Annotated in this window: 23 protein-coding genes and 3 tRNA genes; 20 read left to right on the forward strand and 6 right to left on the reverse strand. The window is 66.6% G+C overall.

Going from position 1 to position 24844, the window contains the following annotated elements; translation table 11 throughout:
- Window positions 1-30 precede the first annotated feature (30 nt).
- Genes ACHAA4_RS00205 through ACHAA4_RS00215 form a run of 3 tightly spaced genes read left to right on the forward strand, consistent with a single transcriptional unit; the run spans window position 31 to window position 5743 of the window.
- Window positions 31-1218 (forward strand): exonuclease SbcCD subunit D, encoded by a 1188-nt coding sequence (locus ACHAA4_RS00205; RefSeq protein ID WP_435772196.1) that lies wholly within the window; start codon window positions 31-33, stop codon window positions 1216-1218.
- Window positions 1215-4442, forward strand: a complete 3228-nt coding sequence (locus ACHAA4_RS00210; RefSeq protein WP_435772197.1) for an AAA family ATPase — start codon at window positions 1215-1217, stop codon at window positions 4440-4442. Before ACHAA4_RS00205 ends, ACHAA4_RS00210 begins: the two co-directional genes overlap by 4 nt.
- Window positions 4439-5743 (forward strand): hypothetical protein, encoded by a 1305-nt coding sequence (locus tag ACHAA4_RS00215; RefSeq protein ID WP_435772198.1) that lies wholly within the window; start codon window positions 4439-4441, stop codon window positions 5741-5743. Before ACHAA4_RS00210 ends, ACHAA4_RS00215 begins: the two co-directional genes overlap by 4 nt.
- A gap of 9 nt (window positions 5744-5752) precedes the next feature.
- On the opposite strand, the gene ACHAA4_RS00220 is transcribed toward ACHAA4_RS00215, so the two are convergent.
- The 3 genes from ACHAA4_RS00220 to ACHAA4_RS00230 all read right to left on the reverse strand — a co-directional run bounded on the left by ACHAA4_RS00220 (window position 5753) and on the right by ACHAA4_RS00230 (window position 9821).
- Complete coding sequence (locus ACHAA4_RS00220; RefSeq protein WP_435772199.1) at window positions 5753-6541, reverse strand: alpha/beta fold hydrolase; 789 nt, start codon at window positions 6539-6541, stop codon at window positions 5753-5755.
- Window positions 6542-6544: 3 nt separating this feature from the next.
- Window positions 6545-8056, reverse strand: coding sequence for a malate:quinone oxidoreductase (locus ACHAA4_RS00225; protein ID WP_435772200.1), 1512 nt, complete (start codon window positions 8054-8056; stop codon window positions 6545-6547).
- A gap of 118 nt (window positions 8057-8174) precedes the next feature.
- Complete coding sequence (locus ACHAA4_RS00230; RefSeq protein ID WP_435772201.1) at window positions 8175-9821, reverse strand: ABC transporter substrate-binding protein; 1647 nt, start codon at window positions 9819-9821, stop codon at window positions 8175-8177.
- Between the two features lie 112 nt (window positions 9822-9933).
- Between ACHAA4_RS00230 and ACHAA4_RS00235 the strand changes: the two genes are divergently transcribed.
- Together ACHAA4_RS00235 and ACHAA4_RS00240 are read left to right on the forward strand one after the other, a co-directional pair.
- Window positions 9934-10326, forward strand: coding sequence for a Rossmann-fold NAD(P)-binding domain-containing protein (locus tag ACHAA4_RS00235; RefSeq protein WP_435772202.1), 393 nt, complete (start codon window positions 9934-9936; stop codon window positions 10324-10326).
- Window positions 10327-10575: 249 nt separating this feature from the next.
- On the forward strand, window positions 10576-10788 hold the full coding sequence (locus ACHAA4_RS00240; RefSeq protein WP_435772203.1) for a hypothetical protein: 213 nt from the start codon (window positions 10576-10578) through the stop codon (window positions 10786-10788).
- Here the strand turns inward: ACHAA4_RS00240 and ACHAA4_RS00245 are convergent.
- Together ACHAA4_RS00245 and bcp are read right to left on the reverse strand one after the other, a co-directional pair.
- Window positions 10753-10836: transfer RNA gene (locus ACHAA4_RS00245), tRNA-Leu, on the reverse strand. The two genes, ACHAA4_RS00240 and ACHAA4_RS00245, sit on opposite strands and share 36 nt — an antisense overlap.
- Window positions 10837-10966: 130 nt before the next feature.
- Window positions 10967-11434, reverse strand: a complete 468-nt coding sequence (gene bcp / locus ACHAA4_RS00250; RefSeq protein WP_435772204.1) for a thioredoxin-dependent thiol peroxidase — start codon at window positions 11432-11434, stop codon at window positions 10967-10969.
- An 89-nt stretch (window positions 11435-11523) separates the two neighbouring features.
- Between bcp and ACHAA4_RS00255 the strand changes: the two genes are divergently transcribed.
- Window positions 11524-12042 carry a hypothetical protein gene (locus ACHAA4_RS00255; protein WP_435772205.1) on the forward strand — a complete coding sequence of 173 codons (519 nt, stop codon included), beginning with the start codon at window positions 11524-11526 and terminating at the stop codon, window positions 12040-12042.
- Window positions 12043-12176: 134 nt separating this feature from the next.
- On the opposite strand, the gene ACHAA4_RS00260 is transcribed toward ACHAA4_RS00255, so the two are convergent.
- A tRNA-Lys gene (locus ACHAA4_RS00260) sits at window positions 12177-12249 on the reverse strand.
- Window positions 12250-12542: 293 nt separating this feature from the next.
- Between ACHAA4_RS00260 and ACHAA4_RS00265 the strand changes: the two genes are divergently transcribed.
- The 14 genes from ACHAA4_RS00265 to ACHAA4_RS00330 all read left to right on the forward strand — a co-directional run bounded on the left by ACHAA4_RS00265 (window position 12543) and on the right by ACHAA4_RS00330 (window position 24835).
- Window positions 12543-12616 (forward strand) — tRNA-Pro (locus tag ACHAA4_RS00265).
- A gap of 40 nt (window positions 12617-12656) precedes the next feature.
- Window positions 12657-14072 (forward strand): trigger factor, encoded by a 1416-nt coding sequence (tig, locus tag ACHAA4_RS00270; protein WP_435772206.1) that lies wholly within the window; start codon window positions 12657-12659, stop codon window positions 14070-14072.
- 203 nt (window positions 14073-14275) lie between these two features.
- Window positions 14276-14884: an ATP-dependent Clp protease proteolytic subunit gene (locus tag ACHAA4_RS00275; RefSeq protein WP_058889456.1), complete on the forward strand. Its 609-nt coding sequence runs from the start codon at window positions 14276-14278 to the stop codon at window positions 14882-14884.
- Window positions 14885-14949: 65 nt separating this feature from the next.
- Window positions 14950-15618, forward strand: coding sequence for an ATP-dependent Clp protease proteolytic subunit (locus tag ACHAA4_RS00280; protein WP_435772207.1), 669 nt, complete (start codon window positions 14950-14952; stop codon window positions 15616-15618).
- Between the two features lie 125 nt (window positions 15619-15743).
- Window positions 15744-17036, forward strand: a complete 1293-nt coding sequence (gene clpX, locus ACHAA4_RS00285) for an ATP-dependent Clp protease ATP-binding subunit ClpX (protein WP_435772208.1) — start codon at window positions 15744-15746, stop codon at window positions 17034-17036.
- Window positions 17037-17172: 136 nt separating this feature from the next.
- The gene (locus tag ACHAA4_RS00290) at window positions 17173-18483 is read left to right on the forward strand and encodes an extracellular solute-binding protein (RefSeq protein ID WP_435772209.1); all 1311 of its coding nucleotides are present in this window, start codon (window positions 17173-17175) and stop codon (window positions 18481-18483) included.
- Window positions 18480-19490: a carbohydrate ABC transporter permease gene (locus tag ACHAA4_RS00295; RefSeq protein ID WP_435772210.1), complete on the forward strand. Its 1011-nt coding sequence runs from the start codon at window positions 18480-18482 to the stop codon at window positions 19488-19490. Before ACHAA4_RS00290 ends, ACHAA4_RS00295 begins: the two co-directional genes overlap by 4 nt.
- A 2-nt stretch (window positions 19491-19492) precedes the next feature.
- Complete coding sequence (locus ACHAA4_RS00300) at window positions 19493-20344, forward strand: carbohydrate ABC transporter permease (RefSeq protein WP_435772211.1); 852 nt, start codon at window positions 19493-19495, stop codon at window positions 20342-20344.
- A gap of 21 nt (window positions 20345-20365) precedes the next feature.
- On the forward strand, window positions 20366-21613 hold the full coding sequence (locus tag ACHAA4_RS00305) for an ABC transporter ATP-binding protein (RefSeq protein WP_435772212.1): 1248 nt from the start codon (window positions 20366-20368) through the stop codon (window positions 21611-21613).
- Between the two features lie 179 nt (window positions 21614-21792).
- Window positions 21793-22179, forward strand: a complete 387-nt coding sequence (gene gcvH, locus ACHAA4_RS00310; RefSeq protein ID WP_435772213.1) for a glycine cleavage system protein GcvH — start codon at window positions 21793-21795, stop codon at window positions 22177-22179.
- Between the two features lie 36 nt (window positions 22180-22215).
- Window positions 22216-22659, forward strand: coding sequence for an FHA domain-containing protein (locus ACHAA4_RS00315; protein WP_435772214.1), 444 nt, complete (start codon window positions 22216-22218; stop codon window positions 22657-22659).
- 91 nt (window positions 22660-22750) lie between these two features.
- On the forward strand, window positions 22751-23515 hold the full coding sequence (ftsR, locus tag ACHAA4_RS00320) for a transcriptional regulator FtsR (protein ID WP_435772215.1): 765 nt from the start codon (window positions 22751-22753) through the stop codon (window positions 23513-23515).
- 14 nt (window positions 23516-23529) lie between these two features.
- Entirely contained in the window at window positions 23530-24033 is a 504-nt protein-coding gene (locus ACHAA4_RS00325; RefSeq protein WP_435772216.1) for a bifunctional nuclease family protein, read from the forward strand.
- A gap of 193 nt (window positions 24034-24226) precedes the next feature.
- A complete protein-coding gene (locus ACHAA4_RS00330; RefSeq protein ID WP_435772217.1) occupies window positions 24227-24835 on the forward strand; it encodes a MerR family transcriptional regulator in 609 nt (202 codons plus the stop codon).
- Window positions 24836-24844 lie beyond the last annotated feature (9 nt).

Genomic DNA, 24844 nt, shown 5'->3' on the forward strand with positions numbered 1-24844 from the left:
CATGTCCGTGCCAGCCGATAGCGTGGTGACATGCGCTGGCTACACACTTCGGACTGGCACCTCGGTCGCGGCTTCCATGGACACTCCCTGCGCACCGAGCAGGAGCAGATGCTGGAGACGGTCTGCGCCGCCGTGACCGAGCACCAGGTGGACGTGGTGCTGATCGCGGGAGACGTCTATGACCGCGCGCTTCCTCCCGAATGGGCCGTCGCGGCCCTAGAGGAGACGCTGCAGCGCATGACCGACGGCGGAGCCCAGGTGATCATCACTCCGGGAAACCACGATTCCGCCCAGCGGCTTGGCTTCGGGCGCGGCCTGATGCGCGGTTCCGGCGTGCACATCCGCAGCGCGCTGAGCGACGCCTGGACCCCGGTGGAGATTCCGGAGCCCGACGGTTCCACCACCCTGGTCTATGGCATCCCGTACCTGGAGCCGCAGCTCTTCGCCCCCACCCTGGGACTCGACCGCGGCCACCACACCGGGGTCACCGCCGAAGTGATCGCCCGGATCTGGGTGGACGTGGCGCAGCGCCGCCAGAATGTCTCGGAGCCCAAGGTGGTGCTGATGGCACACCTGTTCGCCGCGGCAGGGGCCGCCTCGGACTCGGAGCGCAACATCGGCGTGGACGTCGGTGCCGGAGATCAGCCGAACCACCACGAGGACAGCATCGGCGGGCTCGCGGTGGTGCCCCTGGAGCTCTTCGACGGATTCGACTACGTCGCGCTGGGTCACCTGCATGGCCGCCAGCGACTCTCCGAGACCGTGCGCTACAGCGGGTCCCCGCTGCGGCTGTCCTTCTCCGAGACCCGTCAGGCCAAGGGAGCGTGGCTCTGGGACTCACACTCAGGGGAGCCGGCTCAACCGCTGGACTGGAGTATCGGGCGGCCGCTGGCGCAGCTGGAATCCACCCTCGAGGAGCTGCTGAGCCCGGGGATGGTTCAGCAGCACCAGGAGTCCTATGTCCAGGTCAAGCTCACCGACCCGATCCGCCCGGCGCGCGCGTTCCAGCGCCTCCAGGAGGTCTACCCCTATATGGCGTCGTTCTCCCACACCGGCCGCCAGGACACTCCGCACCGGACCTACTCGGCGAAGGTGGAGCAGGCCCGCACCGACACCGAAGTCATCGAGGGCTTCCTGGAACACGTGCGCGGCGGTCGCGGACCCAGTGCCGAAGAGGCCCACCTGATCACGCAGAGCCTGCAGGCGGTGCGACAGTGAAGCTCCACCAGCTCACCCTGCACGCGTTCGGCCCCTTCGCCGGCACCGAACTGATCGACTTCGACCGGCTCGGCGCCGACGGGCTGTTCCTGATGCGCGGCCGCACCGGCGCAGGCAAGACCTCGATCCTCGACGCGGTCACCTTCGCGCTCTACGGCGACGTGCCGGGCCAGCGAGACAAGACCCAGCTCAAGAGCACCCACGCACCCGCCGAGAGCGAACCTTACGTGCAGCTCGAGTTCACCCAGGGCGGGCGCCGCTGCCGGGTCCGGCGCTCACCGCATCACGGACGGCCGCAGAAGCGCGACGCCTCCCGGCAGCGCGAGGTCGGCCAGCGCGTGGTGGTGGAGTTCCTCCAGGACGGCGCCTGGGAGCCCTACACCTCCGGCATCCAGGCGGCCAACGACGAGATGCAGCGCATGCTCGGACTCGACCTGCACCAGTTCACCAAGGTCATCCTGCTCCCGCAGGGCGCGTTCGCGCACTTCCTGCACGCCAGCAGCAAGGACAAGCAGGAGCTCCTCGAGCGGCTCTTCGACACCGATCGGTTCACCCTGCTGGAGAAGCATCTGCGCGAACTCGCTCGAGAAGCCGAACAGCAGCTCAAGGACAGCGACACCCGCATCCAGGCCCATCGCGAGAACCTCACCCAGGCCGCGCTGGCGATGTTCACGGCAGCGTCCGGGGATGCGCCTGACGCTGGGCCCGACGCGCCGCAGGGCGGCGAGGCGCCGGCGGAGCCCGACGCTCCCGCGACGCTGCCCGAGGATGAGCTGTCGGAGCTCACAGGGGAGGCGCTGATCGAACGCGTCACGCTGGCCATCGACGCTCGGCGCGCCCGGCTGCGAGAGGGATCAGCGGAGACCGAGTCCGCGGCGCAGGACGCGGCCTCCGCGCAGGACGAACTCCGCCTCCGGGAGGACGCGCTGCGCCGGTTCGCGGAGCACGCCGAACGGTCGGCCGCCCACCAGGAGCAGGAGCCACAGATCAGTGCCCTGCGATCCCAGCTGCATCGGCACGAGTCCGCCCAACGCATCCAGACCTGGTTCACAGCCGCCGACGACGCCGCGCGGGAACACCACAGTGCTGTCGCGGCCGCCGTGGCCGCCACCCAGGAGGCCGAGTCAGCTCTGGAAGCCTTCGCGGCACAGCAGCCCGAGGAGATCACCGCTCGCGGCCTGCTCACCGAGCGCTCAGACGACGAGCGCCCAGCCGCCGAGCAGTCCGACGCCGGGCAGCAAGACACCCGGCAACCAGCCGCCCCCTTCCAGCTCGAGCCGGAACCGACGGGGCTCACTGCCGCCATCGAGGAGCTGATCGCGCTGCGCGCCAGGCTCTCCGAGTCCGATGCCGGTCAGCTCGAGACTCGGCTGACCGAGCTTCACCAGCAGACATCCCGCACCGAGCAGCAGCTCGCGCAGGCCGAGGCCGAGGACGTGCGCCTGACCGCGCAGCAAGAGACCCTCGATGCCACGCATGAAGATCTTCAGGCGCGGCTGGAGGATCCGGATGAGCTTGAAGCCGCGCGGGACGCGGCCCGCACCACCGTCGAGAGCCTCACGGGGCGGGTGGAGACCCAGCGCACACGCAATGAGCTGGCATCCCGCGCTGAGACCTGGCGCGTTCGGCAGACCGAGCGCGAGCAGGCTCATGCTGAGCTGAAGGAGCAGCACCAGCGGCGACTGCAGAGCTACCTGCGCAACATCGCCCTGCGCCTGGCCGGGGAGCTCGAAGACGGGCTGCCCTGCCTCGTGTGCGGGTCCACCGAGCACCCCCATCCAGCCATTGATGATGACCCCTCCATCACCCAGGAGGAGGTCGAACAGACCCAGCTGCAGCTGCAGACGGCCAGGGACGAGCTGGGCGAAGCTCAGATCCAACTACGCAGCGTCAGCGACCAGCATGACTCGGTGCTCGCCGAGTTGGGCGAGCACGCGGAGGTCGCCATCACCCGCACCGAGGCCGATCTGGGGCAGGCGCGAGAAGCTCTGCGGGTCGCTGAACAGCGTCGGTCCCTCCAGCGCCAGCTGCGCGAGGAGCTCGACGCCAATGCCGCGGACCGGCAGCGCCAGCAGACCCGCCTGATCGAAGCGCAGCACGAGGCCGAACGGGCACGGGCCTCACTCCTCCAGCAGCGCGCCCAGACCAGCGACCTCGAAGCGACGCTCGAGGGGCTGCGCGGGAGCTACGACTCCCTGGCCGAGCGTCGCGAGGACCTGGAGCGCGTGCTGCGTGAGCTGCGGATCGCGCAGACCCGGGTCGAGGCGTCAGCCGTTCAGCGAGCCCACCGGGACCGCGCGCAGAGTTCCGCCGCGACCCAGCTCGAGAGCTCGGAGTTCCCCGACCAGGCAGACCTCGAGGCCTCACTGCTGGCGGGGGAGACCCTGACCAGCAGCAGGAGCACCGTCGAGACCTGGGACGAGCTGAAGCGAGCGCTCGACTACGAGTCCGAACAGGAGCTGATCCAGGCCGGTCGGCGTCGCCAGCGCGAGGGTCAGACCCGACCGACCGCCGAGGAGCTGCACCAGGCCGCAGAGATCAGCGCGAGCGCCGCGCAGGCCGCCCGTGACGCGACGGCCGCGCTGCTTCGCTTCGACGCCCAGAGCGAGGCGATCCAGGGACACAGCGTCAAGCTCCTGTCGGCGCTGCGTCATCGAGACTCGGCACTCGGGGAGCAGCGCCGTAGAAGCGAACTGGCAGCCACGCTCAACGGCGCGGGGCCGGAGAACTCGCTGAAGATGACGCTGACCACCTTCGTCCTCGCCGCGCGGCTCGAGCGTGTGGCCGAAGCGGCCACGCGGCACCTGGCCACCATGTCGGAAGGCCGATACCGGCTCCACCACAGCGACGAATCGGGCGGGCGCGGACTGCGCGGACTGGAGCTGAAGGTCCACGATGACCACAGCGACGTCGAGCGGCCCACCTCGTCGCTCTCGGGCGGCGAGACCTTCATGGCCTCGCTGTCGATGGCGCTGGGGCTCGCCGAGGTGGTCCAGTCCGAGTCCGGCGGGATCGGCATGGAGTCCCTGTTCATCGATGAGGGGTTCGGCTCCCTGGACGAGGACACGCTGGAACATGTGATGAGCGCACTGCACCGGCTGCAGGGCGAGGGCCGCCGGGTGGGACTCGTCAGCCACGTCACCGAGATGCACCGCGCGATCCCGACCCAGCTGCGCATCCACCGACATCGGGCCGGATCCACCACCGAGATGGTCATCCCATGAGCGGCCCGACCGCAGTCACCCGTGCGGTCTCGCTGGCGGCGCGGATGCCGGGTCCGCTGCTGCCGGTGGGGGTCATGGCAGCGGCCGCTGCGAGCACCGGATCGATGTTCACCACCGCCACGCTGACCGCCGCCGCCCTGGTGGGCATCTCGATCTCCGCCCCGGCGGCCAGCGCGAGCGCCGAGCGGTTCGGCGCCCGCAATGTCCTCCTGGTCAGCGCCATCGCCCATGTGCTGATGCTGGTGCTGATGGTGAGCAGCGTCGATCGGCTCACCCGCGGTGACACGCTGACCTCCGGTGCCACCATCTACACGCTGCTGCTGCTCTTCACCCTGATCGCCGGTCTGAGCACCCCTGCGGTGGCCACGTTCAGCCGCGCCGACACCTGGACACGCGAAAAGGACGTCTCGGTGTGGCACGGACTGCGCGTCGAGGGTCGGCTCGACGATGCGGCCTTCATCGCAGCACCGCTGCTGGTGGTCGGGCTGAGCTTCAGCTTCGGGACCACCGTGGGCCTGCTCAGCTCCGCGGTGCTCACCGCAGTGGCAGTGCCGCTCTACGCCGTGAACCGCGCTGACCCCCTCGAGGTGCCCGCCGAGTCTGCACGGCTGCCCCTCGGAGGCGCCGAACACGCCCAGCAGCAGCTGATGGAACACCGGAACCTGCAGCCCGCACACGCTCCCGACTGGGGCCGCGGGATCAGTGCGGCGATCACCTTGGCCGCGGCGCTTGGATTCGTGCTGGGCGGCCTCTGGGTCTCGGTGCTGGATGCGGCGCAGGCGCTGATCCGACCCAGCCTGTTCGCCCTCACCCTCGGACTGATGGCCGCGGCGGCCGTGCTCGGCGCCCGCTGGAAGCCGTCACGCTTCGCCGAGCCGCTGGCTCTGCGTCGGCGCCGGCTTCACGTCGTGGCGCTGCTCGGGCTGAGCCTGCTCCTGGTGCTGCTGGCCGTGGTGATTCCCGTTGGCCTGGTCTCACTCTTGGCGCTGAGCGGGATCGCGGTGCTGCAGTCGGCCGCGCTGGGTCGGCTGGTCCTGGGGCTCTATGCCGGTCTGGCCGTCGGCGTGCCGACTTCTCGGCTCCCCGTCGCGATACCCGCCGTCGCCGGAGGAGTGCTGTCGGGGATCGCGCTGGGTCTGACCCTGGCCGGGATCGGCGCGGACGGATTCGGTCTCGGCGCGCCGGCCGCGGTGGCCCTGACCGGGAGCCTGCTGGCCGGCGTCGTCGTCTTCTCGGGTCAGCTCTGGGGCAGCCCGGAGTCCAGCGCGGGTCGCCCCACGTCGGCTCCGGACGGCGACTGAGCCGTCGGCTCAGGAGGTCTGCAGGAAGCTGACCACGGCCGACTTGTAGTCCCGCGAGGTCACCGCGTTGATGTGATTGCGCTCGGGAATCTGGAGGAACGCCGCGACGGCACCCTTCGCGGTGACCAACGGCACCAGGGTGGCTGCCTCGGCCGCGATGTCATCCTCCGCGCCGGCGACGACCAGGGTGGGCACCGGCGGGACGGTCGCCGCGGGGTCGTAGGGGTCCACCGAGAGGCTCAGCAGAAGCTCCACGGTGTGCGGCACGTTCGCGCCCGGCAGGGCTCCTGCGAGGGTCACGAGGTTGCGCGTCAGATCATCGACCGGGCGCACGCCCTCCTGGACCCAGAGCCTGGCCTGCTTGGCCTTGAGTGCGCCGAGACGATCATCGGTGGGGGAGCCGCCCATGATCAGATGTGTGACCATCTCGGGGTGCGCGGCGCTGAACTCCCAGGCAAGACGTGAGCCCAGCGAATATCCGTGCACGGCGACACTGGCGTGGCCCTGCTGACGCAGGTGCTCGCTGAGGTCAGCGAGGATGTCCCGGACCCGGACCGAGACGGGATTGAGATCCTGGGACTCGCCGTGACCGGGAAGGTCGACGGCGATGATGCTGCGCCCGGTCTTCGCCAGCGGGTCGAGCCAGCCGGTCTTCACCCAGTTGTAGAGCGTGCTGCTCGCGAAGCCGTGGATGAGCAGCACCGGGGGTCCCGTGGGCTCCGGGTGCGTCCAGGTGTGCAGGGTCAGGCCCGCTGGGGTGCGGACAGATTCTGGGGCGGGGAACTCTAGGCGCGCCATGGATCAGGGCTGCAGCTGCAGGGTTGCCACGGTCTCGGCGGTGACCTCGGAGAGCAGTGCAGGATTGTCGTTGAGCGCCCGGCCGAAGGAGGGGACCATCTGTTCCAGCTTCGGACGCCAACGGTCCATCTGCGCACCGAAGCAGCGCTCGAGCAGCGAGAACATGATCGACGGCGCCGTGGAGGCGCCCGGGGACGCGCCGAGCAGCCCGGCGATGGAGCCGTCCCGGGCGGAGATCAGCTCGGTGCCGAACTGCAGCACCCCCTTGCCCTTCTCGTTCTTCTTCATCACCTGCACGCGCTGTCCGGCGGTGATCATCTCCCAGGCATCCGATCCGGCGCTGGGGAAGAAGGCATGCAGCTCGTCGAACTTAGAGCTCGAAGACTTGGTGACCTCCTTGACCAGGTAGGTCACCAGGTCGGTGTTGTCCTTGCCCACCTGCAGCATCGGCACCAGGTTGTGCGGGCGGACCGAGAGCGGCAGGTCCATGAAGGAGCCGCTCTTGAGGAAGTTGGTGGAGAATCCGGCATAGGGGCCGAACATCAGCGTGCGTCGGCCTTCCACGAACCGGGTGTCCAGGTGCGGAACCGACATCGGCGGTGCGCCGACCGAGGCCAGGCCGTAGACCTTCGCGTGGTGCTGCTCGGCGACCTCTGGATCAGTGCTGCGCAGGAACTTGCCCGAGACCGGGAAGCCGCCGAAGCCCTTGATCTCGTCGATGCCAGCGCCCTGGAGCAGGCCCAGGGCGCCGCCGCCGGCGCCGACGAAGACGAAGCGGGCGCTGGCCACGCTGCGGTCTCCTGTGGCCTTGTCCTTGACCTTGATGTCCCAGCGACCGTCCACGCCGCGCTTGATCGACTGGACCTCGTGGCCGTAGCGCAGGTCCACTCCGTTGCTGTCCAGGTGGGTTGCGAGCTGACGGGTGAGCGAACCGAAGTCGACGTCGGTGCCGCTGTCGAACTTCGATGCCGCGATGCGCTGGGAGGGATCCCGTCCGTTGATCAGCAGCGGAGCCCATTCGGCGATCTCGGCGTGATCCTCGGTGTGCACGATGTCGGAGAAGAGCGGCTGGGCCTTCATCGCCTCGTAGCGGTCCTTCAGATACTGCGCGTTCTTATCGCCCCAGACGAAGCTGATGTGCGGCAGGCCGTTGATGAAGGTGCGCGGGGAGCCGATCGTGCCGGCTTTGACCCAGTGCGAGTAGAGCTGCTTGGAGACGGTGAACTGCTCGTTGATGCCCTGGGCCTTGGCGGTGGAGACCTTGCCGTCGGCTCCGCGGGGTGTGTAGTTGAGCTCGCACAGCGCCGCGTGGCCGGTGCCGGCGTTGTTCCAGGGATCGGAGGACTCCTGGCCCGCCTGGTCGAGAGCTTCGAACAGTCCGATAGACCAGTTCGGCTCCAGCTCCTTGAGCATGGCGCCGAGGGTGGTGGACATGATTCCGGCGCCGATGAGCACGACGTCGAACTTCTGCCCTTCGCTGGACTGCTGAGCGCTGGTCGACGATGACTTGGCCACAGAATTCTCCTTGAGTGTTCCCCCTGATGAGACCCGGGGGTGGTACGCGATGTCCAAGAATCGACTCTACCCGCGCCCGCGCGAGCCCGGGAAATCCATCACCGCCCGGAGGTGCGGGCTAATCCGCCGGGATGATGTCCTTGAAGAGCTCGTGCAGCACCGGGGACATCGGATAATCAGCGACGCCCCGGCCCAGCGCCACGCCGGAGATCGGATGCACCAGCGGCAGCGCCGGGAGATCCTCGGCGACGAGGTCAGCGATCTCCCGATATATGTCATTGCGTGACTGCTCGTCGTTCTCGCTGCGTCCGCTGCGGATCAGCTCGCGGACCTCGGGGGAGTCGTAGTTGAACTCGGGGGTCTGGTGTGAGAACAGCGGGCCGAAGAACGAGTGCGGTGACCGGTAGCCGCCGTTGCGTCCGAGCAGATGCATCGCCCGCTGGTCATCGTCGAGCAGCGAATCCACATACCCGTCGTCCCAGGACACCGGGCGCGGAACGATATTGAATCCGATGGCTGTCAGGTCGCGGGCGACCGAGGCGAACACCGCCTCGGGACGGGGGAAGTAGCTGCGGGTGGCGTTCATCGGGTAGTAGAAGCGCAGCGGCTCACCGTCATAGCCGGTCTCCGCGAGCAGCTCCTGCGCCTCTTCGACGCTGTAGCCGTAGCGGGCGGACTCATCCGAGTGGACGCCCAGTGCCGCCGGGGTGAACTGATAGGCGGGCCGGCTGCCCTCCAGGAAATAGGACTCCACGAGGGTGGTGAGGTTGATCGCGCGCGCGGCCGCCTCCCGCACCTCGGGGTCTCCCATGACCGGGTGGTCCAGGTTGAACCCGAGGTAGAGGACCGAGAACGGGTCACGCTGCAGGATCAGTCGGCCAGCCTGCACCAGGGAGCGCAGATTGTCCGCGGTGATGTAGTCATAGACGTCGATCTCCCCGCGCTGCAGCTCGCGGAGCCGGTCGAAGGAGCGCGGAAGCGTGCGCACGACCGCGCGTTCGGTCGGAGGCTCCCCGTCCCAGTAGTCCTTGAACGCCTCGAGCACCACCTCGTCGGCGCTGACGCTTACCAGCCGGTAGGCGCCGGTGCCGCGAGGTTCGCGGGCGAGGAGCCCGGGGTCGCTGTCGGAGAGCACCTCCGCGGAGGCGATCCCGAAGGCCGGCATCGCCAGCGCCTGGGGCAGGAAGACCAGCGGCTCGGACAGGGTCAGCTCCACAGTGAACTCCGATGAAGCCTCGATGGACTCCAGCAGACAGTCCTCGTCGTCGAAGAATCCACCGAAGAGCGACTCGAAGGCCAACGTGGTGCGGGCGGGGGCTTCCGCGCCGAGCAGCTCGTTCATCCGGCCCCAGCGCTGGAAGTTCGCGACCACCACCTCGGCGGTCAGCTCGCTCCCGTCGTGGAAGCGCACATCTTCGCGCAGCGTGAAGGTGTAGGTCAGTCCGTCGCGGCTCGCCTCCCAATCGGTGGCCAGCAGCGGGGCGGTGGCGCCGGTCTGGCCGTCGATCCCGACCAGCGTCTCGAAGACCTGGCGGCAGACCCGCGCGGTCTCGGTGTCCACCGAGAGCGCCGGGTCCATCGACGCCACTGCGGAGACCGCCGAGAGGACGACGCCGCGCGGCTCGGTCTGCTGAGGCGCCTCGTCGGCATGGGCCCGGGAAGCGGAGTCGGGGTTGAGGGGCGAGCTGGGCCATTGCAGGGCGCCGGCGGTGCTGGCAAGCCCCATGGCGCCGAGAAAGCGACGGCGCTGCATGGGTGACCGCATCTCGCGTCCTTTCGATCGGGGCAGTACCGGCGGGGATCCCGCAGCCCGCTGGTCGCGGTTCAGACTACCTGAGCCCCTTCCGCGTGACCCATCCGTGCGCCATGATCGACCCATGAGACGGATCCTGGTGGTCGGCTCCTCCGGTGTGCTGGGTCAGCAGATCTGCGCCGCACTGCTGACTCATCGGGACGTGACTCTGATCAGGGGAGTGCATTCCCGTTCCGCACCGGGCGCGCTGCGGGTCGATGTCGGCGAGGAGACGAGCATCCGAGTCGCGGCCGCCTCGGTGGACCTCGTCGTGGTCGCAGTGCCGCAGCCCCAGCCTCGAGTCCAGCGGGTGTGCGCCGAGCTGGGGATTCCGTGCATCGACGTCTCCCACGAGGGTGCGCTGCTGCGCGCCGCTGAGCGTGAGCTCGGCGGGTCCCCACCAGGGAGGGGACGAAGCCCGGGTTCGTCCTGCGTCGCCGGATGCAGTTCGGTCAGGCCACCGCAGCGGTGGGACTGATGCGCTGCGATGAGCGTGAGGTTCTGCTGTCACGGCTCCGGGCGGGAGAGATCAGCTGTTTCACGGGGTGGTCTGATGCCCGGCTCACCCGAATGATCGCGGCGCTGCGCAGAGTGGGTCTGCTGCGTCTGCTCACGAGGAGCCGCCTGAGGGTCACGCCGCGGCATGATCCGTCCGTGCCGGAGAGGAACTGGCTCAGCGCGGAGGCGAGCGGACGACGCGGCGGCGAGCAGGACCGGGAGGTCGGCGGTGCAGGGCTTCAGCGACTACGGATGCACAGCCCTGGTGGTGGCCGCCGTGGCGGAGAAGCTGCCTTGCGGGCCCGGACTGCACGGGGTGCTGGTCCCGATGGACTTGTTCACCGCCGAGGACCTGCAGCACCTGATCGACGGTGCTGGTCAGGCCCAGCATGGAGCCAAACTCGCCTGGTGCGGGCGGGGGGACTTGAACCCCCACGTCTAAGACACTGGAACCTAAATCCAGCGCGTCTACCAATTCCGCCACGCCCGCAGCGATCACTGGGAAGCGTATGAGCTTCTCAGCAGCGACGCCTCAGTCTACAGGAGCGTCCGTCCCCAGCCCGGGGCCGCTGAGCCCGGTGGGTGGGGCCGAAACTCGATCTGCAGACTCTCGGCGCGGTTCAGGCGGCGAGCTTCTCGCGCAGGCGTGCGACGTGGCCGGTGGCCTTCACGTTGTACTGCGCGAGGGCGACCTTGCCGTCCTCGTCGAGCACGATGGTGGAACGGATCAGTCCCTCCACGACGCGGCCGTAGTTCTTCTTCTCGCCCCAGGCGCCGTAGGACTCGGCCACGGCGTGATCCTCGTCGGAGAGCAGCGGGTAGCTCAGGGACTGCTCCTCGGTGAAGGAGTCCAGGGCCGAGACCGGGTCCGGGGAGATGCCCAGCACCGTGTAGCCCGAGGCGGCCAGGGAGTCCAGAGAGTCCCGGAAGTCGCAGGCCTGGGTCGTGCATCCGGGCGTGGAGGCCTTGGGGTAGAAGTACAGAATGACCTTCTTGCCCCGCATCTGGTCCAGGCTCACCGAGTCGCCGCCGGCGGCCGGCAGCGTAAAGGTGGGAGCGACGTCGCCGGGTTCAAGTCGAATGCTCATCGAAGTCCTTTCAACGGAGATGGCTGATGCGCCGGATCAAGCCTATCCGTAGAATAGAACGCCCAAGCCCCCGCGAGAGTCGAGGCACCATGGTCATCGTCACCGAGCGCAGCGAGCCGGAACAGCACCTGGTGGACGCCCTGCGCGCAAGCTTCGACGCCTCGGTGATGAACTTCGGGTCCTACAACATCCTCTGCACGGTGGATCGTCTGGGAGCCCCCGCGAAGATCGGTGCCGCCCGGGCCTGGGGCGGATCACTGCTGCTGGTCGGCTACCGCCGCGAGCCGGTCGAGATCGTGCTCTGCCCGGTCGATCTGGACGACGCGCTGGGCCGGGTGCAGGCGCTGCGCCTCGGCGAGGAGCCGGGACCCGCGGCGGCGGCCATTCCCACCCTGGTCAATCTGACCAACCTCGCCGGGATGGCGTCTGAAGACAACTTCGTGGAGCTGACCCTCTCCACCGGGCGCCGAATGAAACTGGACCTCCACGAGCAGGTGCGCTTCGACGAGTTCCCCGAGGTCGAGCTGCACCAGAGCCGCGACGTGAAGGACTTCTACGATTTCATCGACTACTTCATGGACATCGTCGAGCGGATGAACGCCGCCTGAAGATCCGGACGCTTCAGCTGAGATCCGATCTGGCTGGAGCGATCTGGTCCGATTCGGGCATGAAAAAGGCCGCCGATCCACGAATGATTCGTGATCGGCGGCCTGATCCTCGGACTGCGCCTGCCCGTGAAGAGTGGGCCCCTCGGGACTTGAACCCGAAACCTGCAGATTAAGAGTCTGATGCTCTACCAATTGAGCTAGAGGCCCTTATCAACAAGCGCTGTACCGATGATCGCCGCTCTGCATCTCAGCAGGGCAACGACATAGAACTCTAGCACCAGGTCTGCGGGTGCGCCAATTGAGAATGGGTGACCGTGATCTCATCTCTGTGGTCACCGGCTCTGACGCTGACGACGGCTCCCTGAGCACCTCACCTGGGCGCACGGTTCAGGATTCGTCGCCTTGGGGGAGGACACGGTACTGTGGACCGGTCCGCCTGAAGTCCTCACGAAGGTCCACCGTGCATACGGTCAGACCGCACGACAGGCTGGGCAGTCAATCGGGGTGTAGCTCAGCTTGGTAGAGCGCGCGCTTTGGGAGCGTGAGGCCGCAGGTTCAAATCCTGTCACCCCGACAGCAGACGATTCACCAGTCATCGATCAGGAGCCCCACACGTGGTCAAGAGCACCGTAGAGAATCTGAACCCGACCCGCGTCAAGCTCACCGTCGAGGTGACTTCCGAGGAGCTGGAACCGAAGATCAAGGCGGCGTACAAGAGCATCGCCGAGCAGGTCCAGGTCCCAGGCTTCCGCAAGGGCAAGGTGCCGGCTCCGATCATCGACCAGCGTGTCGGTCGCGAGTACGTCATCCAGCAGGCCATCAACGATGGCCTCAACGACTTCTACCAGCAGGGTCTGGCCGAGGCCGACCTCGCCCCACTGTCGCGTCCTGAGGTGGAGATCGAAGAGATCCCCGACGTCAAGACCAACGAAGGCGTGCTCAAGTTCACCGGCGAGCTGGACATCAAGCCAGTCATCGAGCTGCCCGACTACTCCGGCCTCGAGGTCGAGGTCGAGTCGCGCTCCGCGGATGACTCAGCCGTCCAGGAGCAGCTCGACGAGCTCCGCGGCCGCTTCGGCACGCTCAAGGACGTCGAGCGCCCCGCCGCGAACGACGACTTCGTCACCATCGACCTGATCGCCACCGTCGGCGAGGAAGAGGTCGACACCGCCTCCGGCCTCTCCTACCAGGTCGGTGCCGGCACCATGCTCGAGGGCATCGATGAGGCCCTCGAGGGTCTCTCCGCCGGCGAGGACGCCACCTTCGAGACCACTCTGGCCGGCGGCGATCACTCCGGTGAGACCGCATCGGTCAAGGTCACCCTCCAGGCCGTCAAGGAGCGCGAGCTCCCCGAGGCCGACGACGAGTTCGCTCAGCTCGCCTCGGAGTTCGACACCATTGAGGAGCTTCGCGCCGACCTGAAGTCCAAGGCCGAGGAGAACCTCGTCGTGGAGCAGGGCGTCGAAGCACGCGACAAGGTCCTGGAGAAGCTCATGGAGCTCATCGAGGTGCCGGTGCCCGAGTCCGTGGTCGCCGAGCAGGTCGAGCAGCACTTCTCCTCCCAGGGCCACGAGCCCGGTGACGATCACGACACCGCGGAGCACCGCGAGGAGCTCTCCAAGCAGACCGCCGACGCCTTCCGCAACGAACTCGTCCTCGACGAGATCGCGCAGAAGGAAGAGATCGGCGTGGAGCAGAGCGAGGTCATCGAATACATCGTCTCGACCGCCTCCCAGTACGGCATGGAGCCGAACCAGTTCGCGCAGATGCTCGATCAGGCCGGCCAGGTCCCGATGATCATGGGCGAGGTTCGCCGCCGCAAGGCACTTGCCAAGGTGCTCGAGCTCGCCGTCGTCAAGGACACCGAGGGCAACCTCGTGGACCTGACCGACTTCGTGACCCCGGCCGGTGACGAGGACGAGGTCGAAGCCGGTGAGTCCGAGCCCACCGCGGCTGAGACCGCTGAAGCCGACACCACCGACGCCGACACCGCCGAGGCTGAGGCTTCCGAGGACACCAAGCAGAGCTGATCCAGCTCGCAGCAGCAGAAGGGCTTCGCCGCACAGGTGGGGCCCTTCTCTGCGTCCAGGTGTTCTCTCCCGGTTGAAACCGTGTGCCAACAGCGAACAGTCCCCTGCCAGGGGCTCACCTGGTGCGGGAGAACCAGTAATGTTCTTGCCGAGGGCACTGCCAGTGCCGACCCCAGCTTGACCCACCAGTGGAGGATGAGTCCATGACCCAGAGCCTGCCGAGCATGTCCAGCGTGGACCCCGCGTCCCGCGACGACTACATCTACAACCGTCTGCTCAAGGAGCGGATCATCTGGCTCGGTTCAGAGGTCCGCGATGACAACGCCAACGCCATCTGTTCCCAGCTGCTCCTTCTGTCTGCGGAAGACACCGAGAAGGACATCTACCTCTACATCAACTCTCCAGGTGGCTCCGTCACCGCGGGCATGGCGATCTACGACACGATGGAGTTCATCCCGAACGACATCGTCACCGTCGCCACCGGCCTCGCCGCCTCGATGGGGCAGTTCCTGCTCTCCTCGGGGACCCCGGGCAAGCGCTTCGCGACCCCGCACGCCCGCATCCTGATGCACCAGCCCTCCGGCGGCATCGGCGGAACCGAGTCGGACGTCCGGATCCAGGCGCAGCTGATCCAGCACATGAAGCAGGTCATGGCTGAGCTCACCGCCGAGCAGACCGGCCAGAGCCTCGAGACGATCCTGCGGGACAACGCCCGTGACAAGTGGTTCACCGCTGAGGACGGCCTCGAGTACGGCTTCTTCGACAAGATCGCCCAGCGGTCTTCCACCGTCTCCGGCGGCGGGGGAGTCTGATCCCTCAGGGGAGCAGACCAGCCTCAGCCCACGATTCGCACCAGGACCACAGGAGCACATCTGACATGAACCCACTTGATCACTCGGCACCAGGCCTCCCCTCGGCACAGCCCAGCGGCCCCTCAATGCCGGACTCCCGCTACATCCTCCCCTCCTTCGAGGAGCGGACCCCCTACGGCTTCAAGCGCCAGGACCCCTACGCGAAGCTCTTCGAGGACCGCATCGTCTTCCTGGGGAGCCAGGTCGACGACGCTTCCGCCGATGACATCATGGCGCAGCTGCTCGTCCTGGAGTCGATGGACTCCGAGCGTGACATCACGCTCTACATCAACTCTCCCGGCGGCTCGTTCACGGCCATGACCGCCATCTACGACACGATGCAGTTCGTCCGCCCGCACATCCAGACGGTCTGCCTCGGACAGGCGGCCTCCGCCGCTGCCGTGCTGCTGGCAGCTGGCACACCCGGCAAGCGCCTGGCGCTGCCGAATGCGCGGGTGCTGATCCACCAGCCCGCTGTGGGCGGCACCCGCGGCACCGCCACGGATCTGCAGATCCAGGCGGATGAGGTGCGCCGGATTCGTACTTGGATGGAAGACGTGCTCGGAGACCTCACAAAGAAGTCCCCGGATGAGATCGCCGAGGACATCGACCGAGACAAGTTCCTCTCCGCCGCCGGTGCGAAGGACTACGGCCTGGTGGACGAGGTTCTCGCCTCCCGCAAGCTTCCGCTCTGAGGCTTTCTCAGCTGCGCAGCTCGACCCGTTCGGGGACGTTCCATCGGAACGTCCCCGAACGTGTCAGTGCCCTGAAGTACGCTATAGCCGGTAAGCACATCAGTTCTTAAGGGGATCCCACGTCCATGGCACGCATCGGTGAGAGCGCAGATCTGCTCAAGTGCTCGTTCTGCGGCAAGAGCCAGAAGCAGGTCCGGTACAAGCTGATCGCCGGCCCCGGCGTCTACATCTGTGACGAATGCATCGAGCTCTGCAACGAGATCATCGAGGAATACCTCAATGAGGTCCAGGAGCCCGATGACTTCGAGCTGCCCAAACCGCGGGAGATCTACGCGTTCCTTGATGAGTATGTGATCGGCCAGGACAAGGCCAAGCGCACCCTCTCCGTGGCGGTGCACAACCACTACAAGCGGATCCAGGCCACGGGCTCGGCGAAGAAGACCACCTCCCTGGAGAAGGGTCCGCTGGACGACGTCGAGATCGGCAAGTCCAACATCATGATGGTCGGACCGACCGGCTCCGGGAAGACCTATCTGGCGCAGTCGCTGGCCCGGAAGCTCCAGGTGCCCTTCATCGTGGCCGACGCGACCAGCCTCACCGAGGCCGGCTATGTCGGGGAAGACGTCGAGAACATCCTGCTGAAGCTGATCCAGGCCGCTGACGGTGACGTCAAGAAGGCCGAACAGGGCATCATCTACATCGACGAGATCGATAAGATCTCGCGGAAGTCCGAGAACCCGTCGATCACCCGCGACGTCTCCGGTGAGGGTGTCCAGCAGGCGCTGCTGAAGATCCTCGAGGGCACGGTCGCTTCGGTGGCCCCGCAGGGCGGGCGCAAGCACCCCCAGCAGGAGTTCATCCAGATCGACACCTCGAACATCCTGTTCATCGTCGCAGGCGCCTTCGCCGGGCTGGAGGAGCTCATCGAGTCCCGCGCAGGCCGCAAGGGGATCGGCTTCGGCGCACCCCTGTCGACGATCACCAAGAGCGAGGCCAGCTACGGCGACGTCGAACCAGAGGACCTGCACAAGTTCGGGCTGATTCCGGAACTCATCGGTCGGCTCCCGGTGATCGCGACCGTCGAGCAGCTCGACGCCGCGGCCCTCACCGACATCCTCACGAAACCTCGCAATGCGCTGGTGAAGCAGTACCAGAAGATCTTCTCCATCGACGGCATCGAGCTGGAGTTCACCCCCGAGGCGCTCGGGGCCGTGGTGGAGCAGGCTGAGCTGCGCGGCACCGGTGCGCGCGGACTTCGGTCGATCCTCGAGAACGTGCTGGGGCCCGTGATGTTCGAGCTGCCCTCCCGGGATGACATCGCGTCGGTGACCATCACCGCAGCAGTGGTCCGCGAAGGTGCCGAGGCCGAACTGGTCACCCTGTCCGAAGCCAAGAAGTTCCGCAAGAAGTCCGCCTGACCTGCCTTTTCCACCGTTTTCAGACCCTGGCTATTTGCTGGGCGGAAGCTGAGGTGTAGGCTCGATCACACGCAAGTGGCCTAGGCCACATCAAGTGACCGGGCCATCGCGCCGGGTGACGAGAGGTGGAAGATTCATGGATGAATCCCAGGGCTCCCCGAGGAGGGGACGGACGGTTCGCGCGGCCAGCTCCGCACTCGCGGCAGCCATCCTGCTGAGCGGGTGTTCAGATGGTGACGGCCCCCCGTCCCTCACCTGGTATATCAACCCGGACGACGGCGGCCAGGCGGCGCTCGCGCAGCTCTGCACGGAAGAGTCCGAGGGTGCGTATCAGATCCAGACCTCGCTGCTCCCGGCGGATGCGCCCTCCCAGCGCGAGCAGCTGGCCCGCCGCCTGGCGGCGAACGACGCCTCGTTGGACATCATGTCGCTGGACCCGCCTTTCATCCCCGAACTGGCGGAGCCGGGATTCCTTGCGCCGGTCCCGGACGATGTCGCTGAGCGCACGACCGAAGACACCCTGGAGGGCGCTCTCGCCGGGGCGATGTGGAACGAGGAACTGGTCACCGTCCCGTTCTGGGCGAACACGCAGCTGCTCTGGTACCGCGAATCCGTGGTCGAGGAAGCGGGCCTGGACATGGATGAGCCCGTCACCTGGGAGCAGATCACCGAGGCCGCGATCGAACAGGACAAGCTTCTCGGCGTCCAGGGGATCCGCGCTGAATCCATGACCGTCTGGGTCAACGCGCTGGTCGAGTCTCAGGATGAGTCGATCCTCGCCAACCCCGAGGCGCCTGCCGCGGAGCTGGAGACAAATCTCGATTCCGAGGTGGGAAGTCGGGCCGCGGAGGTCATCTCGATGATCGGCAGCGAGGGACTGGCCGGTCCCGGTGTCGCCTCGATGGACGAGAATCAGTCGATGCTGCTCTTCCAGGGCGACGAGGGGTCTTTCATGGTGAACTGGCCCTTCGTCTGGGCGGCGACCAAAGCCTCGGCTGAAGAAGGCGTGGTCGACGAGGGGCTCGTGGACGACATCGGGTGGTCCCAGTACCCCCGGGTCGATGAGGACACGCCCTCGGCTCCTCCGCTGGGCGGCATCAACCTCGGCGTGGGGGCCGATTCCGAGAACCAGGAGCTCGCCTTCGAGGCCATCGAGTGCATCGTGGCTCCGGAGAACCAGACTGAGTACTTCATCACCAACGGCAACCCTCCCTCCTCGGAGGCCGCCTATGATGATCCGGCCCTGGAAGAGGACTACCCGATGGCCGATGCGATCCGTGAAGCGCTTGAAAACGCCGCACCGCGACCGCAGACTCCCTTCTACAACGAGATCTCTACCGCGATCCAGCAGGAGTTCACGCCTATTTCCGGGGTCGATGCCGAACAGACTCCTCCACAGACCGATGCCTTCATCGTCGAAGTGCTCAGAGGGGAGCGTCTCCTGTGACAACCGCACCTGAAACCTCTCGGCGGCAGAAGCGCGAAGCCGCCGCGTCGTCCAACGGCAAGGCCGCCAGAAGCAGGAACGGCAATGGCACCAAGCGGACCAACCGCGCCAAGTCCGAGGCACGTCTGGGCTGGCTCATCGCGGGACCTGCCTTCTTCATCATGCTCGCGGTCACCGCGTACCCGATCGCCCAGGCGATCTACGACTCGTTGTTCTCCTTCCGGCTCACCTCACCAGACGACCGGTCATTCGTCTTCCTGCAGAACTACCTCACTATCCTCTCTGACACGGAGGTCTTCTGGTCCGCCCTCGGTGTCACGGTGCTGGTCACCGTGGTCACCGTGGCCGTGGAGCTCGTCCTCGGCTTCGGTCTGGCGCTGGTCATGCACAAGGCTCTGCTGCGGATCCGGGGAGCGCTGCGCACCGCGATCCTTGTGCCCTACGGCATCATCACCGTGGTCTCCGCCTTCGCCTGGTACTACATGTTCGACATCAACTCGGGCTTCGTGAACAACTGGTTCGGCTGGGTCCCGGGCATCGACAGCGACCTCGACTGGTTCGCCAACTTCGGCACCGCGATCACCGTGATCATGGCCTCGGAGATCTGGAAGACCACTCCGTTCATCGCGCTGCTGCTCCTGGCGGGCCTCGCCCAGGTCCCCGACGAGCTGGTCGAGGCCGCCAAGGTCGACGGCGCCAGCTGGCGTCAGCAGATGACCCGGGTGATCCTGCCCAACATGAAGGCCGCCATCATGGTCGCGGTGCTCTTCCGCGCACTGGACGCCTTCCGAATATTCGACAACGTCTTCATCATGACGAATGGTGCCGCAGGCACCGAGGTGCTCTCGCTGCTGGCCTACCGGACCTCCATCGGACGGCTCGAGATCGGACTGGGCTCTGCGGTATCGGTGATCCTGTTCATCTGCGTGCTGCTGATCTGCTTCATCGCGATCAAGTTCTTCAAGGTCGACCTTGCCAGTGGCACCGATGCAAAGGGAGGTAAGTAGAGATGGCCTCCAACGGCAAGCTCACCGGAAAGCAGCGCCTGGGATGGACGGTGCTGACCGTCGTCGTCCTGCTCTACGCGCTCTTCCCCGTGGCCGCGATCCTCGCAACCAGCTTCAAGACGCAGGCGGACCTTGGCAACGCGGCCTTCCTGCCGTCGAACTGGACCTGGGAGAACTACGAGATGATCCTGGTCGGCGACGCCCAGGAGCTGTTCCTCACAGCCTTCCGGAACTCGATCGGCATCACCCTGATCGCCACGTTCATCGCGGTGGTGCTGGCCACGCTTTGCGCCTATGCCATCGCCCGGCTGAACTTCCCGGGCAAGAAGATCATCCTGGGCACAGCACTGGCGGTGTCGATCTTCCCGGTCATCTCGGTGGTGACCCCGCTGTTCAACCTGTGGCGGAACATCGGGCTCTACGACACCTGGCTCGGTCTGATCATCCCGTACCTGTCGCTGACCCTGCCGATCTCCATCTGGACCCTCGCGGCGTTCTTCCGCCAGATCCCCTGGGATCTGGAGCAGGCGGCGCAGGTGGACGGTGCCACCCAGTGGCAGGCCTTCCGCCGAGCGATCGTCCCGCTGGCCATGCCTGGCGTGTTCACCACCGCGATCATCGCGTTCTTCATCGCCTGGAATGACTTCGTCTATGGGATATCGCTGACCTCCACCGAAGCAGCCAGACCCGTTCCGGCCGCACTGGCCTTCTTCACCGGCGCCTCTCAGTTCGAGGAGCCCACCGGCGCGATCTCCGCGGCGGCCATCATCGTGACCATCCCCGTCGTCGTCCTGGTGCTGCTGTTCCAGCGCCAGATCGTCTCCGGACTGACCCAGGGCGCCGTCAAGGGCTGAGTAGATAAGGACTCCACTGCAATGTCATCCATCACGCTTCAGAATCTCGTCAAGAAATACGACGACGGCTTCCCCGCCGTCAATGACATCTCCATCGACATCGAAGACGGCGAGTTCATCATCCTGGTCGGCCCTTCCGGCTGTGGAAAGTCCACGCTGCTGCGGATGATCGTGGGGCTTGAAGACATCACCGAGGGTGACCTGCTCATCGGCGGGGAGCGAGTGAACGAGAAGGCCCCGCGGGAACGCAACCTCGCGATGGTCTTCCAGAGCTACGCGCTCTACCCGCACCTGACCGTCTACGAGAACATCGCGTTCCCGATGCGGCTGACCAAGGGGAAGTTCACCAAGGAAGAGATCGACGAGAAGGTCCGCTATGCCGCGACCATGCTCGAGCTCACCGAGCACCTCGACCGGAAGCCGGCGAACCTCTCCGGCGGTCAGCGGCAGCGTGTTGCCATGGGCCGAGCCATCGTCCGTGAGGCCGACGCCTTCCTCTTCGATGAGCCGCTCTCAAACCTCGACGCCAAGCTGCGCGGCCAGATGCGCGCCGAGATCGCCCGGCTCCAGCGCGAGCTCAACACCACCAGCGTCTACGTCACGCACGACCAGACCGAGGCGATGACGCTGGGGGACCGGGTGGCCGTGCTGAAGAAGGGCCTGCTCCAGCAGATCGCCTCCCCGCGGGAGCTCTACGAGCAGCCGGCCAACCTCTTCGTCGCTGGATTCATCGGCTCCCCGTCGATGAACTTCCTTCCCGGCACCGTGGAGGGTAACGTCTTCTCCACCCCGCTGGGCAAGATCGAGATACCGGACCGCGCGGCCAAGGCCGGGGCAGGGCGCGACATCGTGCTGGCCGGCATCCGGCCTGAGTTCTTCGACGACGCCTCCCAGCTCAGCGAGGCTCAGCTGTCCAAGGGCACCACGTTCACGGCCGAGATCAGCCACAGCGAGTGGATGGGCAACGAGCAGTATGCCTACGTCTCCTACGAGACCGACGAACGGGTCCAGGACACGTTGCGCAACCTTGCCGAGGAGATGGATGCCGATGAGCTGCGCACTCAGCTCGTAGTCGAGGTCGACGCGACGTCCCGGTTCCGCAGCGGCGACACCGCGGAGCTCTGGCTCGACACTCGCAGGATGCACCTCTTCGACCCGGCCACCGGCGAGAACCTCACCCGCGACGAGGAGGCCGGCGCCGAACTGACCCGCGAAGCCCGCGAGGACCGCAAGCGCGACGCCGAGCGGTTCGTCTCCCGGCAGGGCTGAGCCGCGACCGAATCTGGACGCGGCGGCGCAGTCACCGCCTCAACAGACCGCAGAGGTCATATTCCCAGGCCATCCTGGGGTGCTAAGTTGTTCGCAGACAGACCTGACACTCAGCAGGCCAGCCGCACGGCGGCTGGCCGCTGTGCAGTCAAGGCCAGGCCTAAGAGTGGAGCGCAATCATGAGCACGGTCCCCGAAGAGTTCAAGTACAGCGCCGAGCACGAATGGATCGGCACCACCGATGATGCTCTCGTGGTGCGCGTGGGCATCACCGATTTCGCCCAGGACGCCCTCGGCGAGGTCGTCTATGTGGAGCACCCCGAGGTCGGCTCGACTGTCACCTCCGGTGATGTCGTCGGAGAGGTGGAATCCACCAAGTCAGTCTCGGACATCTTCGCCCCGGTCGCCGGCGAGATCGTCGCCGTCAACACGGAGCTGGACGAGAATCCAGGAGCCGTGAACTCGGCGCCCTATGGGGCGGGTTGGCTCTTCGAGATCAAGCTTGCGGAGACCTCGGGATCGGACTCGCTGCTCTCTGCCGAGGATTACAAAAAGCAAGTAGGCTGAAAGCCGCCAGCAGACAGGCCGGCGAGAGGAGGCGACGTGGAAAGCACGCGAGAACATGACAACGGTCAGAGTGCGGCGGAGACGACGAGCATTTCGTTGCCGCCCGCTGACGCGCACCCAGGGGAGCCTCATCTCTCAGAGGATGACAAGCAGGCCATCGCAGCGCTGCCGAGGAACTCGGCACTGCTCATCGCCCACAGCGGGGCGAACCAGGGAGCCCGCTTTCTGCTGGATCAGGACCTGACCACCGTGGGCCGGCACCCGGAGGCGGGAATCTTCCTGGATGACGTGACTGTGTCCCGGCGCCACGTCGAGCTGAGCCGTGAAGGACGAGGCTTTCAGATTCGGGATCTCGGCAGCCTCAACGGCACATACGTGAACCACGACCGAGTGGATGAGTATGCGTTGAGGCCCGGCGACGAGGTCCAGATCGGGAAGTTCCGGCTCACCTTCTACGCCGGGTCACGCGAATCCGACTGACCGGTGAGACGAGATTCCCGGGCGGACCGGAGAGGAACGTTATCCTGAGGGGGAGTTCGTTCCTTCCCGCCAGCCCGAAAGGGGACACGCAGTGAGTGCTTCACCAGCGCCGAAGCCAAAGCCGAAATCGGCCGCGACCTCGACCGAGCGTGCCGCGACACACGTGTTCACCATCTCCGAAGTGCTGCGCGAGCTGCAGAACGAGTTCCCTGATCTGACCGCCTCGAAGCTGCGTTTCCTCGAGGAGCGCGACCTGGTCGAACCGGCCCGCACCGCTTCGGGCTACCGCAAGTACTGCGCATCCGACGTCGAGCGCCTCCGGTTCATCCTCGCGCTGCAGCGGGACCGCTACATGCCGCTGGACGTCATCAAGCAGACGATGGACGCCATCGATTCGGGAGAGACTTCCGAGGCGCTCCCGGAGTCGGCTCCCGTGGGTCCCCGCGAGGTCACCGATGAGATGGCCGCTCAGATCACCGGACGGATCCGCCCGATGTCCCGCAAGGAGCTGCGCGCCCACTCCGGAGCCACTCGCGGGATGCTCGACACGTTGGAGAAGTTCCGCATCATCCAGGCCGATTCCGAGGGCAACTACAGCCACCATGACCTGAAGGCCGTCAAGGCCGTCCGAGTCCTGGCCCGCTACGGGCTCGAGCCGAAGCACCTGGTCAACATCCGACGCTCGGCGGACAACGAGCTGGATCTGATCTCACGGGCCATGGCTCCGCATGCGGCCCGCAAGGATACTGCGGCCCGGGCCCGAGTGGCAGAGTCCTCCAAAGAGATGCTGCAGTGCCTCAAAGACCTGCGCGCCTCAATCATGGACACCTCGGTCGAGCAGTTGGACAAAAACTGACCTAGACTTGATCCATGGAGAGCCAGCTGGTGCCGCTGGATGTCGTGGGGGTTCGGATAGAGCTTCCCTCGAAGCAGCCTGTAGTGGTGCTCCGTGGTGCCGAACCTGGACTGGAGAACCTCCACGTGGCCGTCCTGGTAGGACCTGCGGAGGCCAACGCCGTCGCGATGGCTATGGAGAAGAAGGTCCCGCCCCGGCCGATGACCCACGACCTGCTCGCGGAGGTCATGACCCGGCTCGGCTCCGGAGTCCGCTCCGTGGAGATCGGCATGCTGGACTCCTCCACCTACCGCGGCACCATCACCTTGGGCAGCGGGCGCAGCTTCGATGCGAGGGCCTCTGACGCGATCGCGGTCGCTGTGCGGGTGCAGTGTCTGGTCACCATGGACCGGGAGATGCTGACCCGGGTGGGGATCACCCCGCGCACCGCCGCCACCGGCCAGCGTCCGATCTCCGAAGACGAGATCAGGGAGTTCCGTCGCTTCCTGGACAACGCGGAGCCGGAGGATTTCGAGTGAACAGGGGCGCATGCGGGCCTGCGACTAGTGCAAACCCGCGACACGCCGTAGAGTGAATTTCAAATGTCTTTGACCCTGCGCGGCTGCGGCAATACCGTCTAGGGACAAGGCCTTCGCATGCACTTTCCTCGCCGCCCTCGCGGCGCAGGGATGCGCTTCCCCAGCGGAGTCCAGCACTTCAGGAGGCTACCAGGTGGGTCCAGAATCGCACGCGGACGTCGAGCGTGTACGGCCAGGGCAGGCAGCTGCCCAGCAGCCCCTGTTCAGCGACGGCCTGCCCGAGCTCGATGAAGAGCTTGGATACCGCGGTCCGGTCGCCTGTGCGGCGGCCGGAATCACCTACCGTCAGCTGGACTACTGGGCGCGGACGAAGCTCGTTCAGCCCTCCATGCGCAACGCTGCCGGTTCCGGCTCGGCGCGACTCTATTCCTTCCGGGATGTCCTGGTGCTCAAGGTGGTCAAGCGGCTGCTGGACACCGGCGTCTCGCTGCAGCAGATCCGCACCGCCATCGAACACCTGCGCGAACGCGGCGTCGATGATCTGGCACAGATCACCTTGATGTCTGATGGGGCCTCCGTCTACGAATGCACCTCAGCCGACGAGGTCATCGACCTCGTGCAGGGCGGACAGGGCGTCTTCGGCATCGCCGTGGGTCGGGTCTGGCGCGAGGTGGAGGCCAGCCTGGTCGAGCTCCCACGCGAGCGCACCGAACCCGAGGTGGTTCCCGGTCTCGAATCCTTCGACTCCTCGGCCGGGGATGAGCTGGCCCAGCTCAGGGCCCGCCGCTCCCAAGCCTCCTGAGCACCGTCG

It is taken from the genome of Nesterenkonia maliinae (assembly GCF_051262655.1).
In the GTDB taxonomy this organism is placed as follows: Bacteria; Actinomycetota; Actinomycetes; order Actinomycetales; family Micrococcaceae; genus Nesterenkonia.